The organism is Acinetobacter sp. NyZ410 (assembly GCF_022828975.1).
In the GTDB taxonomy this organism is placed as follows: Bacteria; Pseudomonadota; Gammaproteobacteria; order Pseudomonadales; family Moraxellaceae; genus Acinetobacter; species Acinetobacter guillouiae.
In genome coordinates this window covers 840,661-856,358 of the sequence record NZ_CP094620.1, presented here as the reverse complement: position 1 = coordinate 856,358, position 15,698 = coordinate 840,661, and the positions used below count along the sequence as shown (strand labels likewise).

The following is a 15,698-nucleotide window of genomic DNA, read 5'->3' as shown; positions in this document are numbered from 1 at the left end:
AAGCTCCTTATTTTAGTTTAGGGTCTAATGCATCACGCAATGCATCTGTAAACATTGAAAATGCGGTCACAAGCACGGCCATCGCCACTGAGGCTGCCACCAATTGCCACCATTTACCTAAAATCAGCTCACTTTGCGCTTCATTCAACATACTGCCCCATGACACCACACCCACAGGTACACCAAAGCCCAAGAAGCTTAAAATCACTTCAGACTTAATAAATGCAACTACCAAAATAGACATCTGAACCAAAGCAATATGGCTTACATTAGGGAAAATATGCACGAACATCCGTCGGGTATTACTGACACCAATTGCTTTGGCTGCCAGTACATACTCGCGTGAATTATGTTTCATATATTCAGCACGAATTAAACGAAATACCCCAGTCCAACCCGTTAATCCAAGAATTAAAACAATGGAAAGAATGCCCTTTTGTTGCAATACAGCGGCAATCGCTAACACCAACAATAGATAAGGTATCGAGGTAAAAATGTTATAAAACCAGTTTAGAACATCATCCACCCAACCACCAAAGTAACCAGCAATTGCCCCTAAGAATGTGCCGATTACCACGGCCAATAACGCCGAGATCAAGCCCACAATAATTGAGGTTTCTGCGCCTTTAATGGTTTTGAGTACAACATCCTGTCCCCATTTATCTGCACCGAAAGGCAAGGTTTGTTTGAGTTCACTTTGCTGATCAAGTAAATGCCCACCCAATTGCTGATCAATGGCTTTCATATCTTCTGCAAGTGGATCTTGAATACCGTAGTAGTCAATCGCGCCACCTGAAGCTTGTTCTGTTGCAATTTCAGTATTTAACTCCTTGATCACATCTTTTAAAGGATCAACAGGATTTTCAGGTAAGGCCTCTACAGTTGCGGCTTTTTTTGCAGAATCTTGCGTGTTTTGATCTGCCCCGATAAATGTAGGTGGCGCATAACTCACGGCTACTTCTTTATTCCAATTTGATGCAATCACACCCGTCATGGAGAGTACCAATATGATGAAATAACACAGCAACACCAATAACGACAGCATAGCAATACGATCTGCTTTTAAACGTCGCATCGCCAATCGCCATAAACCGGGAGAAGTCTGTTGTTCTTGGGCGTCTACTTTTTTCGATAAAATTCCGAGCATCATCCCACCTACTTCAACTGTACGCGTGGATCAACCACTTTATAAATCAAATCAGCGATCAGGTTAAAAATCATGGTCGCAGCGGCAACATAGACCGTGATTGCCTTAATCACTGGAAAGTCGCTTCGTTCTACTGCAATAATGACTTCTCGCCCAATCCCCGGAATACCAAAAAATCGCTCAATTAAAAATGCTCCAATCAATAACGCTGGCAGGCTCGACATCACATCGGTAATAATCGGAATAGATGCATTACGCAGTACATGTACACCTAAGATACGTCCCTCACCGACCCCTTTTGCCCGTGCAGTACGGACATAGTCCTGATTGACTTCATCCAAGACAAAGCTACGGTATAGACGTAAAGTCGGTGCAATACTCACCACCAACATGATTAAGATTGGCAATAGTGCGTATTGCAATAGATTTTCACTGAGACTATCGCTCCAACCTTGTACCGGAAACCATCCCAGCTTATAGGCAAGACCGTACTGAAATACGATGATATACACCAAAATACTGATCGACATCCCAATGGTACATAACAACATCACCATACGATCCGTCAATGAACCACGTACCGAAGCAACAGCCAAAGCCAGAATGATTGAAATTACAGTTTGTAAAATTGTCAGTGGAATAATGATGGTCAGTGATGGACCTAAACGGGTCAGGATAATGTTTGAAACCGATTCCCCGGTACTCCAGCTATTGCCATAATCAAAAGTCAGGATTTGCTTAATAAAAATCCACAATTGAACATAATATGGTTGATCTACCCCAAGTTGCTGACGAATATTTTCAATCTGTTCAGGGTTTGCCATTTTTCCAGCAAGGATATAAGCAGGATCTCCACCCACCCAGTTAAATAGAAAGAAAATCAGCAACACGACTCCCAACATGGTCGGAATCATTTGCCATATACGGCGCGTGATATATGCCAGCATAGTTCTAATTCCTTTTAATCACGTTGACCGGTAATTTCTTGAAAGAATGCCTTGTTATCCGGTTCTCTACCCAAGAAATCAACCACCAGCTGCTCTGCTTTCTTTTGTCCACCTTGTGACAAAATCGCTTTACGATAACGTGCTCCAACCTCTGGATTATTTAAGTTATCGCCAAAAGCAGAAAGCATGTCTAAGGCCATCACTTCAGACCACATATAGCCATAATAGCCAACTTGATATCCGCCCATAATATGACCAAATTGTCCTGGGAATTCTGTGGTTGGTACATACCCTAAGGCGGTTTGGTTTTCGAGTTTTTTCCATACGTCTAAAGGCTGGGTTTTTAAAGCATCTGCGGTATGCAGTGCCATATCGTATTGTGCGTATAAGGTTTGACGAGAATAGAACAAACCACGACCATAGTTTTTAACGGCTTTTAATTTGCCAATCAATTCATCATCGACACGTGGACAGGCTGGTTTACAATAATCGGCTAAGGTCGACAGCGTTTCTTTACGGCGTGCCCATTCTTCATACATCTGTGAAGGTGCTTCAACAAAATCTCGCTCGACTGAGGTACCAGATTGCGAGGCATAACGGGTGTTTGACAAAATTCCATGTAAAGCATGTCCAAACTCATGCACAAAAGTTTCCAGTTCATCACTGTTTAAACCTTTACGGTTAAAGTTGGTGACTAAGGCTGAAATCGGTTTACGCTGGGTCAGGGTACTACCACCCTTAACCCCCCACACCGCTGCATGACCATACTTTCCTTCACGTGGAAATTTATCGATATATAAACCACCTAAAAGCTGACCTGTTTTCCGATCTGTGACATCGTAATATTCAACTTCATCTTGCCAGACATCAACCTTGGCAGGCTTAAATTCAATCCCGTATAGATTTGATGAAATTGCAAATAACCAATCTTGTGATGCTTGAGTCGGGAAATATTCACGCATTTTTTCTTGGTCAATTTTGTACTTTTCTTGACGTAATTTTTCGCTCCAATAGCCCTCACTCCAACGATTAATTTCCGCTTTTTCCATTGGAATATTTAAGGTCTTGGCTTTAAATTCACGCAGTGTTTGCACTTCTTTTTTCTCTAATGGCGCAACCGTACTATGTACCTCATTGAGGAATTTATTGACCGTTTCAGGATTCTTGGCCATACGATTTTTCAATGCCCAATCGGCATAACTGGCTTTACCAAATAATTGTGCAAGTTCATGCCGTAAATCAATCGCTTGTTTAAGTAACACTAAATTCTTTTCAGTACCACGGCGGGTATAAGCAATTTGATAACGTTTACGCGCATCATCACTGTCTGCCAATTCCATAAAAGGACGGTATTCTGGGTAGTCAAAACCCAACAGGTAATTGCCTTTTTCATTTTTCTTTAGATTGGCAATATAGCTTTCTGGTAAGCCCTTTAGCTCGGCTGGGGTAAATTCTAATTTTTCAGGATTGTCTCGAATGTTGCGGGCATATTCTTGTTGAATCTTGGTCAATTCATCTAAAATCACTTTTAAACGTGCTTGTTTTTCTGCGGGCAGTTGTACCCCTGTATCTTCAAAACCATCTAAAATATCTTGGCGATATTTACGGTCAATCTCATCACTGGCTTTGGTTTTTTTAATTTGCTGATAAAGCTTTCCATCTTGATACACTTCAGTTTGAAACTGACTGATTTTAACTTCACAATCTTCTGCGGCTTTACGTAAATCTGCGCTTGGGTCAACATTACTGGCTAAATTAATCGGCCCATAAAAATCTTCAAACTCTGCAAAAATTTGATCCCACTTTGCCAATACTGCTCCAGCAGGCGCATTATTTTTGAGTTTAACTTTGGCAAATTCAGCCAACTTGGTTTTAACGTCTGCAATTTTTGCATCACATTGGGCCGGGATATCTTTGGCCTGAAACTTGGGTAAAGTACTGCGTTCGGTTTCTGCAAAGGCCCATTGCCCCATACCCATTGACAACATACAGAGTGTGGTTAATTTAAATCGCTTCATTTTCATTTTCTCCAATCTTTCATTTATTCATTTTCAAATTTCAATCTGTTTATTTTTAAGCTTTTGATAGAGGTTATTTTTTCATATCAAAATACATCCATTCCGATGGAATAATCGGATGCTTTTTAAAGCCGATGACCCGCGGTTGCGCCAAAGCATTGCGATAACGCGTCGATGCCATTTGTACCGGCATATACATCTCTAATATCCGCGCCATCTTATGATATAAAGCATCACGCTCAGGACCCGGTTTCAATTTTTGGGTTTGTTCATATAAGCGATCATATTCAGGAATTTTCATACATGCACTATTGGTTGCATGAATATTCTTTCCATAAAACAGCTGCATAAAGTTATCTGCATCGGGATAGTCGGCAATCCAAGCTGATCCCTTAAACATGGTTTTACATTGTTTTTCAGCTTTTAAACCTTCCGCAAAAGGCAAGGATTTGGTGGTCATTTTGACCTTGATATTGTCTAAAGTCTTTTTCCAAAATTCAGCACTTTGCTGACTACGTGTACTATTTCCATAAACAGTTAATTCAATCAGCAAGGGTTTGCCATTCGGCAAGGTACGCCAGCCATCGGCAGCAACCTTATAGTGATAACGATCTAACAGTAGATTGGCCGCTTTAACGGAATAAGGAATACTGGTTTTATAGTTTGGATCATGCCCAATCACCCCATAAGGGATGGGGAATTGTAAGCGTTGTGCATCACCCTTCATCAAAATCTTAATTTGATTATCAGGTGAAAAGGCCATTGCCATGGCACGGCGTAAAGCAATTTTTTCTTTACTCAAACCACCAACAACAGGGTTTTGCATATTCCAGTAATAATAATCAATTGAAGGATCGGCAATACGGGAAAGTTGAATACCTTTTTTAGCAAGTTCGGGTTTAAGCTGACCGTCTTGGATGGCTTGAACACTGAGATCACCATCCAGCACAAATAAATCAGTTTCATCTTTACTAAATGATAACCAGCGCGATTGTGATTCTTCCATCACTTGAATATCGACCACACCGATTTGCGGCATTTTTTTGCCTTTCATCGCATCGACAATTTTTTGATCTTCTGGTGTGGATGCTTTGAAATCCCAAACATAACCACGATAATCTGGATTGGCTTTCAGGATAATCCGTGAGCCAGGTGTCCATTTTGCCAAGACATAGGGACCTGTTCCGACAGGATGGGCCATGGCAAAGCCAGACCGATCTCGATAGTGTTCAATCACTTCTCGTGCCACTGCACCAGCTGGTTGATGTGCTAACAGCATTGGGAAGTTTTGATCAACTTGTTTCAGTTTAATCACCAAGGTATAACGATCTGTGGCCTGAAGCCCTGCAACAGGTAGATCATAATTAAACTTGCCTGTTTTTTTAGCTTGCTCAAGCACTTTGTCCATGCCTAGAATTTTGTCATCAAACAACCAACTATTGGGCGAATGCAAACTTGGGTCTAACAACCGTTTATAAGAATAAACATAGTCTTGCGCGGTTAATTCACGGGCTTTGCCTTTAAATACAGGATCTTTGGCAAAATAAATTCCTTTTTGAATTTTAAAAGTATAGGTTAAACCATCAGCACTGACTTCAGGCAGGCTCACTGCGGTACGGGGTACTAATTTGGCGGGTGTTGCTAAATAATCGTAGGTATATAAGCCTTCAAATATTGAATTATGCACATGCGCAGAATAAAGATCTTGGGTGCCTGCTGGATCAAAACCCGTTTCTGCAACGGGGAAAACATAACGTAAAACTTTATTTGGATCCGCTGGGCTTTTGGCAAATACATTCATCGTGCCTGTCATGAGCATGCCGCCCAAGAATGCACTGACCCCAATCTGCTTTAACTTTTGATTTAAATCATCCTTCATCATTTTATTCAACTTCATCTGGTTATTTTTTAACTGGCTGAACATCAAGGTATTGCCAAACGGTATTGATCATTGGATGTGCTTTATAGCCTTGAACTTGTGGTTGCAACAACCAATTGCGAATACGGGTACTATGAATAATCCAAGGGTTATCTGCCTCTATCTGCCGACTGATTTTTTCATAAAATGGCGTTCGTTGTTGTGGCGGTAAAGTTAACGCTTGCTGATACAGTGCATCATAAGCTTTGGATTGATAGCAACTTAAATTTCCTTTGCCTGAGTTTGGACCATAAAGCAACTGAGCAAAATTTTCTCCTTCAGGAAAATCAGCAATCCATGCCCCACCCCAAATCATATGTTTACACTGCATGGCTTCTTTTAAATTATCGGCAAAATTACTGACCTTAAATTCAACACGCACCCCAATAGCATCTAAGTTTTTCTTCCATAACTCAGAATGAATGACTGAGCTTGAGCTATTTTCAGTATTATATTTCAGCGTAAATGGCTGCCCGTTGGGTAAAGTTCGATAACCATCTTTACCTTTCTTATAACCAAATCGATCCAGTAATTTATTGGCCAATAACGGGTTATAGGCAACACTACTTCTATATTGAGCATTGTGCCCTTGCACCCCATCTGGCACCAACATTTCAGCTCTCACCGCTTGACCTTTATAAAGTTGCTTAATCGCTTCTTGTTGGTTATATGCCAAGGTAATGGCACGGCGAAGCGCTATTTTGTCTAGACTATACCCTCCCACAATCGGATCTTTCATATTGAACATGGTATAGGTGATTTCAGGGTCTTTATTGGGAAAATGTTGAATGCCCTGTTGTTTAAGTTCTGGTTTTAATTGTGTGCCGTTTAAAGCCTGTGGAACCGCATTTGAGGTTAATTTGTCAAAATCCAATTGGCCTGACTTAAATGCCAACCACCTTGACTGTTCTTCATCAATAATACTCACGACAACCTTACCGACTTGGGGCATTTTTTTGCCCGACATTTCTTTGACAAGTTGGTTATCCCATGCCGTTCCTGTCGATTTATAATTCCAAATAAAGCCACGATAGTCAGGATTTGCCACCAGCTCAATTTTACTGCGTGGTACGTATTTACTCAGTTGATAAGCGCCTGTACCTACAGGATGCTGCCCGATACGATCACCATAAAACTCAACAACTTCACGCGCTGTTCCGCTAAAAGTGACATAGGCCAAAATATAAGGAAAATTATAATCTGCACGGGTTAAGGTGAATTGTAGGGTGTATTTGTCTAAAGCTTTAAGCCCTGAAATAGGCGCATCGTAATTAAACTTGCCTATCTTTTTCGCATTGGCAACCACTTGCTCTAAGCCTTGGATTTTGCCATCAATAAAAGAATAGGTAGGCGAATGGTTTTTTGGATCACTCACACGTTGAATCGAATAAATATAATCTTGGGCAGTCAGCTCACGTCGTTTGCCTTTGAACGCAGGATCATCGGTAAAATAAATGCCGGGTTGTATTTTAAAAGTATAGACCTTGCCCTCTTGTTCTATTTTTGGCAATGCTTGTGCCGTATTGGGTACCAATACCACGGGACGAGCTAGATAATCATATTTGAGTAAGGGTTCAAATATCGCCTCTGCAATATTTCCACTGTAGAAATTATAGGTTTTCACCATATCAAAACCATCATCTGGTGCTTCAAAAGCCAAATTCAGGATTTTATTCGGTTGTGCAGGCGTTTTCGCAATCGCCATTTCCCCACAACCCATTGCACCGACCAACAACGCAAATTGTAAAAGCTTGGATTCCAAATTCACACCTATGTATTTTTATTCATCAAATTATTTAAACAGAATACTGGCAGCACCATCATCCTGTCGATTGCTGCTTTGGTGCCGAACCAGAACGTTAAATTAACAATAGTGAAAAATTGAACGATATAACAGTATTAAATACAAAGCGAATATCATGCCACTACACTTACCCCTTCTAAATTTTGTTTATTTTTACCGTAATAAAATCACATTTATTCAATGATTATCTGTGACTGACATCCTATCGTCATCTTCAGTACCAATCTAAATATTAAATTCAGATATCATTTATCAGAACTACTCATAATGCACAATTTAAGTACACACACGTTCCAAAATTGATCACTTATTTTATCAAACACTATAAATATTCATTTAATCTTTTGATTTAAAATAATTAATAGCAAAAATAAAGCCATAATTAATAGTTATACCACTCATTAAATATAGTTAAACTCTTTAATTAACAACCAAATATAAAGAAAAACTAAAGTCTATTGAGTGTTTTTTAATCACACCTTCATATTGTATTAACATTAATCAGGCCGACTTCCAAACTTATTTTTCTACTATCAAGTCACGGATGAATAAGGAGATTAAACACTAGTCACGTAAATTCTTATCATTTTTTTGTATATTTTTAAAACATATAATTAGATAGTTGGCACTTGAATTGCTAGAAAGCAATGCAGCAATATCGCTAAGTACAAAAAAAAATGGATGTCTGAAAATATGAAAGTAAACAAAAATGTTTGCACTTTGGGATCGCCAACGATGGGGAAAACGTTACTAAAATTAAGTACGCTTAGTCTAAGTATGATGTGCCTATCGCTAGCGCATGCAGCAGAAACTGAAGAAACAACACAGCCAACAAAAGTAGCCAAAGTCACAGTTACAGGGTCTTCAATTAAAGGGGTTGCAGCTCAAAGTGCTTCACCCATTACCATTATTAAAGGTGAAGATTTAGCCAAACAAGGGGTAACCACTGTCGAAGAAGCCTTGACCAAAGTCAGTTCAAACCAAGCTGGTTTTTCTACCTCTCAAAACATCGGGAGAAGTAATACCGAGGGTTCATCAGCCAATTTACGTGGTTTAGGAACAAATAAAACACTGGTCTTATTGAATGGTCGTCGTTTAGCTTATAGTCCGTTTAGTACATCAACCACCAACCTTAATATTATTCCAATGGCAATGGTTGAACGTATCGAAGTCCTTCGTGATGGTGCATCTGCTGTTTATGGTGCAGATGCAATTGGTGGTGTCATCAATTTTATAACCAAAAAATCCTTTGAAGGCCTCAACATCAGTGTGGGTGCAACTCAGCCCGAAGCCAGTGGTGGTGATAAACAAGATATTTCCATCTTTGGGGGCTATGGTGATCTGGATGAACAAGGCTTTAACGTTTACGGTGTAGTCGATTATCGCAAAACCAACAATATCATGGCAAAAGACCGCAAGATCAGTCGACGTGGTGGTGTGATCCCTGAACTCGGTCTAGATGCCAGTTCAATAAATGGATTCCCTGCAAATTTTCTTGATCCAAAAAATAATATTTTGGCAAATCCATATGGCAATACAAATTGTAATAACACGCCTAATGTCGTTGCAGATGGCGGATTATGTTATCTCAATACCCAAGCATTAATTGGGATTACCCCAGAAGTTGAAACAATTTCAGCGCTTGGTCGTGGAACCTTTAAACTTTCAGATAAATTTAATCTGATTGGAGAATATATCTTCTCGCGCAATGAGGTCACCACTTCAGTTGCACCCGATGTATATAGCCGTTCGGTCACCCTACCCTCGACAAGTCAATATTATCCTGGCAAAGGTATTGTCCCTGCAGTGAATGGACTCAGCGATGGAGATTTACAACTCTATCTGCGTTCACAAGGTGGAAATCGCTCAGGTAAAACAATCAATGATTCACATCGTGCATTTGCAGGAATTGAAGGTGAAGCCTATGGTTGGGATATCAATGCCGGTTTAACCTATGCAAAAAGTGAAGCAACAGATAGCTTTAATGCGGGTTATCTCAATCAAAGTAAGGTTCAGGCCGCTTTAAATAATGGTTCACTCAATCCATTTGGCCCTTCAGCCGATGCTAATATTTGGAAATCCTTTGAGGTTAAAGGAGATACCAATAAAGCCAGCTTAGACTCAACCTCATTTGATGTCACCGTATCTCGTCCAATCTATACACTACCCGCAGGTGAGGTTGGATTTGCCTTAGGCGGAAGTTTTACCAAACAAAATTGGGATCAAAAAATTAATGCTGAGATCGTCAGACAAGTACCTGGTAGTGGTACAGATCCAGATAAACCTGTGAGTAAAGGTGATCGAGATATCTCTGCGGTATTCACTGAATTACATATCCCGATTTTAGCCAATTTAGAAGCGCAACTTGCAGCACGCTATGATGACTATAGTGACTTTGGCGATACCTTCAATCCAAAAGTCGCTTTACGTTGGGAACCGTTAAAGCAATTGATGTTCCGCACCTCATACAGTACAGGTTTCCGTGCACCAAGCTTATACGAAATCAACTCACCACAGAGCCAAACCTACACTGGTCCAAAATACAATGACCCAGTACTCTGCCCAGATGGCGCCCCAACTGAACCAGAATACCAAACAGAATGTAAAGTTCAATTTAAACGTATGCAAGGCGGAAATCCCGACTTAAAAGCTGAAGAGTCAACATCTTATACTGCTGGGCTTGTGTTTGAGCCAATCAAAAATCTGGTATTCACAGCAGATTACTACAACATCAAAGTGGATAATTTGATCGATACGATTTCCGATTCAATTATTTTTGCTGACCCAAACAAATATTCAAGTTTATTTGTCCGTGATGCAGATGGACGGATCAAATATGTGAGTACGACTTTGATCAATATGGGTGGAATTAAAACTCAAGGGGTTGATTTAAGTTTGAACTATCTCACACCTGTGACTAAAACAGGGCGTTTTGGTTTTGGTATTGATGGGACCTATGTCATTAAATATGACAAACAAGAAGAAAAAGACGGTGAATGGATCAGCCGTGCAGGTAGCTATTATAACCAACAAGTCTATTCACGCTGGAAACATGTTGCCAATGTCAATTGGAGTTACGACAACTGGAAAATGATCTTTGAGCAACAATTTAGTCGTGGTTATAAAGACTCAAATTCTATTGGTGAAGCCAAATATGACAACCATCGTGTCAGTGATTACATCCTGTATAACATTGCGGGCACTTATAATGGATTCAAGAACTTAGAACTTACTGGTGGGATCAAAAATATCTTTGACCAGGATCCGCCTGCATCCAACGTGAAGGATAATTTCCAATATGGTTATGACTCCAGTTATGCAGACCCAACAGGTCGCGCATATTACGTCAGAGCAACTTACAAATTCTAATTGGGCATTTCGCAAACATGGTCTAGATCTAACCTAGTCACGGTGTTTGCGAAATTGATTCATTCACTTAGCCAAACAAAAGAATTGAACAGAATTTTTTTATCGTCTCTCTTTTACTATTTATTGTTTGTCTCTCATTTCAGGAGTAGCAATGGGCAAGAATTTTTCAGAATTAGAAAATAATTCTTCCAAACGCCTGATCGGGATTGGAGCAGTCATCTTACTGCATCTAATCATTCTCTATGGCTTGATTACAGGTTTATCCAAGACAGTTGAAAAACCAGCGGATGAACCTGTTGAATTACTGATTATTCAGGACAAAAAACCTGAACCAGAAAAACCTAAACCCATTGAAAAGCCACCAGTACTGCCAAAGTTGGTGGAGAAAGTATTGAAAACACCAGATCCAAAGCCGACTGAAAAATCAATGGAAAAACCGACACCAACACCAAAGCAGACGGCTAAACCTACACCAACGCCAAAAACCTCAGAGAGTCCTGAGCCAACACCGACGCCAAAACCTGAAACGACGCCAAAACCTGAACCAGCAAAACCCAAACCAGCAGGTGAAACACGAGGTGTATCGAGTGGAGAAGCGGGTTGTAAAACACCTGATTACCCACGTGAATCTTTACAAAACGAAGAGCAAGGTGAGGTTCTTATTTCGGTATTTGTGGGTAGTGATGGAAAGGTTAAAGAAGCCAAAGTAAAAAAATCGAGTGGGAGTAAAAGCTTAGACAAAGCGGCTGCGAAAGCTTTTAGCTTATGTAAGTTTAAACCTGCGTTAAAGAATGGTGAACCTCAAGATTCTTGGTATGACATACCTTATGAATTTGTACTGAATTAATCAATTAAATAAAAATTTGGAGATAAATGATGAATAAAACGCTGAAATCTGTACGACTATTTGCTTCTGTTGGGATTTTAACTGCAAGCACCCTACTGCCTGTATCTAGTGTATTTGCAGAAGAAACCACTGCAACGCCTGCGACTGTAACGACGACCAATACAGCAACCAGTGAAACACATACACCACCACCTAAACCAACAACAACACAAGCTGTTCACAACCCTTACGGTTTAGAAGCACTATGGCGCGAAGGTGATATTGTGGCTAAATCAACCTTATTTATCTTGGTCCTGATGTCGATTGGAACGTGGTACATCATGGTGACCAAGTTTATTCAGCAGGCAAAAATTAAGCGTCAAGGTAAAGAAGTTGAAGCCAAATTCTGGGATGCTGCATCAATTGACGGCGCTGCGGGAACGCTAGGCGAAGCAAGTGCTTATCGTTTTATTGCTGAAAAAGGCATTAACTCAACCAAAAAACATGGCGGAAACCTACTTGAGCGTATCGACTTTAATACTTGGGTCACAATGTCAATTCAACGTGCAATTGATAAAATTCAAAGTCATTTAAGTGGTGGTTTAGCATTTCTTGCAACCGTCGGTTCTACCGCACCATTCGTTGGTTTGTTCGGTACAGTTTGGGGAATCTATCATGCACTTACTGCAATTGGCATTTCGGGTCAGGCCTCTATTGATAAAGTTGCTGGACCTGTCGGTGAAGCACTGATCATGACGGCAATCGGTCTTGCTGTAGCCGTGCCTGCGGTACTTGGTTATAACTGGCTCACCCGCCGTAATAAAGCAGTATTGGATAATGTACGTACTTTTGGTTCTGACTTACATACTGTTCTACTCAGTGGCGAGATCAAAAACAGTGGTGATGCGAAATAAATGAGGTATCTATTATGAGCATGACAGTCAATTCAGGCAGTGACGAAGATGATGTAATTTCAGCGATTAACACCACACCTTTGGTGGATATTATGCTGGTTCTGCTGATTATATTTTTAATCACCGTCCCCGTTGCAATTCACACGGTTCCAGTCAAGTTGCCTGAGGAAAAAAATACACCTTATGTCACTAAGCCAATTAATGTGCAAATCGCGGTCAATAAAGCGGGAGATATTTTTTGGAACGAAAAGTATATCGCAGATAAAAATACACTGATCAATCGTTTACAGGCTGAGGCAGCAAAACGCCCACAGCCAGAGGTACATATTCGTGGTGATCAAGTGACAAAATTTGAAGCGATTGATGAAGTCATTAGTGCTACCAAGCAAGCAGGTATCGGCAAAATCGCTTTTGTCACGACACCTGTTGCCGCACCATAATCGGGAGAAGGAACAGTTTATGGGTATGAATGTAGGTGCCAATAAAGACGATGATGATGTGATGTTAGATGTCAATATGACGCCACTTATTGATGTGATGTTGGTGTTGTTAATTATGTTTATTATCACCATCCCAATTCCAAATAATGCGATCAATATTGACTTGCCCAATGGCGCACCACCACCGACCAATGAGAAGCCACCTGAGCCAGTCACCTTACGGATTGACCCTCAAGGTAAAATCTTTTGGAATGATCAAGCTGTTGAAAATAAACAAGCGCTAGAAGTTTTATTTGCTGGTGTTGCACAGAAATCAGATCAAGATCCGATTAAAGTGCAACCCGATAAACTCACTGAATATAAGGATGTGGCAATGGTGATGGCAGCCGCACAACGATTAAATGTTAAAAAAATCGGAATTGCAGCAAGCCAATAATATTTAAGGGATGAACAAAGCTGTACAGTACAATCGACTTGCAGCTTTGAGTCCTTGATCTATGCAATGTTTCGGGATGATTCATTCATAGCGCAACATTATAAAGAAAACAACACTCAATATATCTCACTTTCACTCACAGCTAAAAAAGCCAGCATCTGCTGGCTAATCATCGACATAGAATCAATTAAGTGATTTTAAATGCCAAAGAAATGGCTTGATCTTGTTGTTCAGGATCAGGCCATTTTTGTGAAACAGATTTTAACTTGGTATAGAAACGAGCGGCATCTGGACCATATAAATGCGACTCACCAAATTTTGAACGTCGCAAACCACCAAAGTTAAAATAACTCACTGGGAGTGGTACAGGCACATTAACACCAATCATGCCCGACTCAACTTCCATAAAGAAGCGATGTGCTGACTTTCCATCACGGGTAAAAATCACCGAACCATTGCCATATTCATGGCTATTGGTCACAGCAATTGCCTCATCTAAACTATTGACGCGTAAAATTCCTCGCGCTGGGCCAAAAACTTCTTGTTGATAAAAATCCATATCCATAGAGAGATAATCAAATAAAGTGAGACCAATATAATAGCCATTGACATACTCTGGATGTTTAAAATCACGACCATCCACCACCAACTCAGCACCATCTGCGATACATTGATCAATTGCCTTTAAAACAGATTGTTGCGATTGCGCACTAATCACCGCACCAAAATCTGCAGTCGGATCATTGTATGCGCCAACTTTCAATGCTTTGATTTTTTCTACGATACGTTGGCGTAAGTGATCTGCCGTTTCAGCACCTACGGGAATCAGCAGTGATACCGCCATACAACGCTGACTGGCTGAACCAAACCCTGCTGAAACAAAGGCATTTGCAGCCGCTTCAAGATCGGCATCAGGCATCACCACCATGTGATTTTTCCCGCCAGTAAATGCTGCAACACGTTTGTTATGTGAGGTGCCTTTTTGGTAAACATATTCACCAATCTGTGTAGAGCCCACAAAGCTCACAGCCGCGATTTCAGGATGTTCAAGTAATGCATCGACTGCTGTTTTATCCCCTTGTACAACATTAAATACATCGTCTGGAAGACCCGCTTCTTTCCATAACTCTGCAAAAAATAATGCAGCCGAAGGCACTTTTTCAGACGGTTTCCAAACTATTGAATTCCCCACAGAAACAGCCATGGCTATCATGACAGCAGGAATCATGATGGGAAAATTAAACGGGGTAATGCAGCCCACCACACCCACAGGAACCCGTACAGAAAACACATCGATGTCGCCTGCAACATTACGTGCATATTCGCCCTTAGTAATCTGTGGGGCATTACAAGCAAATTCAATTCCTTCAATCGCACGGCCAATTTCACCGATTGCATCGGCAATAGTTTTGCCATGTTCACGACCAATGATTTCTGCCAATTCAGCTGTTTTGGCAATCATTAATTCACGTAATTTAAACAGAACTTGCAAGCGTGTAGCATGTGAAGCTTTTGCCCATTTTTTTGCATTTGCTGATGTCGCAGCTTTTACCGCAGTATCAATCACGGTTGCATCGCCATAAGCACAACGCGCAATTTCTTCACCTGTAGAGGGATTAAATACTGGGCCTGAATGTTGAGTTTCTGTGATATGCCGGCCTGAAATATAATGTCCGATCAAAGTGTTCATCCTGATTTTTCCTTCACGTTGCGACTGAAACTAAATTAAAAATGCTACTGAAGACGGTCTTTCCATGACCACTTTGGCGAGAAAACCCCATATTCCCAAGACCGATAAAGGAAATATTCATATTCTTTCCTGAAAATTAAGCGTGGTAAATTGAATGATTAATTGCAGTGCTTTGAATCACTACTTTGC

General features: G+C 40.5%; 11 protein-coding genes. 5 read left to right on the top strand and 6 right to left on the bottom strand.

Features of this window, described 5'->3' with window-relative positions; genetic code table 11:
* Window positions 1-7: 7 nt before the first annotated feature.
* The 5 genes from MTO68_RS04065 to MTO68_RS04045 all read right to left on the bottom strand — a co-directional run bounded on the left by MTO68_RS04065 (window position 8) and on the right by MTO68_RS04045 (window position 7,798).
* Window positions 8-1,147, bottom strand: coding sequence for an ABC transporter permease (locus tag MTO68_RS04065; RefSeq protein ID WP_056515294.1), 1,140 nt, complete (start codon window positions 1,145-1,147; stop codon window positions 8-10).
* 8 nt (window positions 1,148-1,155) lie between these two features.
* The gene (locus MTO68_RS04060) at window positions 1,156-2,094 is read right to left on the bottom strand and encodes an ABC transporter permease (protein ID WP_004722891.1); all 939 of its coding nucleotides are present in this window, start codon (window positions 2,092-2,094) and stop codon (window positions 1,156-1,158) included.
* Between the two features lie 14 nt (window positions 2,095-2,108).
* The gene (locus MTO68_RS04055) at window positions 2,109-4,118 is read right to left on the bottom strand and encodes a M3 family metallopeptidase (protein ID WP_244015146.1); all 2,010 of its coding nucleotides are present in this window, start codon (window positions 4,116-4,118) and stop codon (window positions 2,109-2,111) included.
* 67 nt (window positions 4,119-4,185) lie between these two features.
* Window positions 4,186-5,931 (bottom strand): ABC transporter substrate-binding protein, encoded by a 1,746-nt coding sequence (locus MTO68_RS04050; RefSeq protein ID WP_244015951.1) that lies wholly within the window; start codon window positions 5,929-5,931, stop codon window positions 4,186-4,188.
* A gap of 82 nt (window positions 5,932-6,013) precedes the next feature.
* Window positions 6,014-7,798: an ABC transporter substrate-binding protein gene (locus MTO68_RS04045; protein WP_244015144.1), complete on the bottom strand. Its 1,785-nt coding sequence runs from the start codon at window positions 7,796-7,798 to the stop codon at window positions 6,014-6,016.
* 729 nt (window positions 7,799-8,527) lie between these two features.
* Between MTO68_RS04045 and MTO68_RS04040 the strand changes: the two genes are divergently transcribed.
* The 5 genes from MTO68_RS04040 (at window position 8,528) to MTO68_RS04020 (ending at window position 13,819) form a co-directional block, all read left to right on the top strand.
* The gene (locus MTO68_RS04040; RefSeq protein WP_244015142.1) at window positions 8,528-11,203 is read left to right on the top strand and encodes a TonB-dependent receptor; all 2,676 of its coding nucleotides are present in this window, start codon (window positions 8,528-8,530) and stop codon (window positions 11,201-11,203) included.
* Window positions 11,204-11,354: 151 nt separating this feature from the next.
* Window positions 11,355-12,050 (top strand): TonB family protein, encoded by a 696-nt coding sequence (locus tag MTO68_RS04035; protein WP_244015140.1) that lies wholly within the window; start codon window positions 11,355-11,357, stop codon window positions 12,048-12,050.
* Between the two features lie 26 nt (window positions 12,051-12,076).
* The gene (locus MTO68_RS04030; protein WP_244015138.1) at window positions 12,077-12,943 is read left to right on the top strand and encodes a MotA/TolQ/ExbB proton channel family protein; all 867 of its coding nucleotides are present in this window, start codon (window positions 12,077-12,079) and stop codon (window positions 12,941-12,943) included.
* Between the two features lie 14 nt (window positions 12,944-12,957).
* A complete protein-coding gene (locus tag MTO68_RS04025; protein WP_034610077.1) occupies window positions 12,958-13,383 on the top strand; it encodes a biopolymer transporter ExbD in 426 nt (141 codons plus the stop codon).
* A 19-nt stretch (window positions 13,384-13,402) separates the two neighbouring features.
* Complete coding sequence (locus tag MTO68_RS04020) at window positions 13,403-13,819, top strand: biopolymer transporter ExbD (protein WP_004722903.1); 417 nt, start codon at window positions 13,403-13,405, stop codon at window positions 13,817-13,819.
* Window positions 13,820-14,006: 187 nt separating this feature from the next.
* On the opposite strand, the gene MTO68_RS04015 is transcribed toward MTO68_RS04020, so the two are convergent.
* Window positions 14,007-15,509, bottom strand: a complete 1,503-nt coding sequence (locus MTO68_RS04015) for a CoA-acylating methylmalonate-semialdehyde dehydrogenase (protein ID WP_244015136.1) — start codon at window positions 15,507-15,509, stop codon at window positions 14,007-14,009.
* Window positions 15,510-15,698: the final 189 nt, after the last annotated feature.

What these genes read in the sequence shown, in the direction of transcription:
- MTO68_RS04065 (WP_056515294.1), bottom strand. Translation starts at nt 1,147, where the DNA reads ATGCTCGGAATTTTATCGAAAAAAGTAGACGCCCAAGAACAACAGACT.
- MTO68_RS04060 (WP_004722891.1), bottom strand. Translation starts at nt 2,094, where the DNA reads ATGCTGGCATATATCACGCGCCGTATATGGCAAATGATTCCGACCATG.
- MTO68_RS04035 (WP_244015140.1), top strand. Translation starts at nt 11,355, where the DNA reads ATGGGCAAGAATTTTTCAGAATTAGAAAATAATTCTTCCAAACGCCTG.
- MTO68_RS04050 (WP_244015951.1), bottom strand. Translation starts at nt 5,931, where the DNA reads ATGCTCATGACAGGCACGATGAATGTATTTGCCAAAAGCCCAGCGGAT.
- MTO68_RS04025 (WP_034610077.1), top strand. Translation starts at nt 12,958, where the DNA reads ATGAGCATGACAGTCAATTCAGGCAGTGACGAAGATGATGTAATTTCA.
- MTO68_RS04030 (WP_244015138.1), top strand. Translation starts at nt 12,077, where the DNA reads ATGATGAATAAAACGCTGAAATCTGTACGACTATTTGCTTCTGTTGGG.
- MTO68_RS04040 (WP_244015142.1), top strand. Translation starts at nt 8,528, where the DNA reads ATGAAAGTAAACAAAAATGTTTGCACTTTGGGATCGCCAACGATGGGG.
- MTO68_RS04020 (WP_004722903.1), top strand. Translation starts at nt 13,403, where the DNA reads ATGGGTATGAATGTAGGTGCCAATAAAGACGATGATGATGTGATGTTA.
- MTO68_RS04015 (WP_244015136.1), bottom strand. Translation starts at nt 15,509, where the DNA reads ATGAACACTTTGATCGGACATTATATTTCAGGCCGGCATATCACAGAA.
- MTO68_RS04055 (WP_244015146.1), bottom strand. Translation starts at nt 4,118, where the DNA reads ATGAAAATGAAGCGATTTAAATTAACCACACTCTGTATGTTGTCAATG.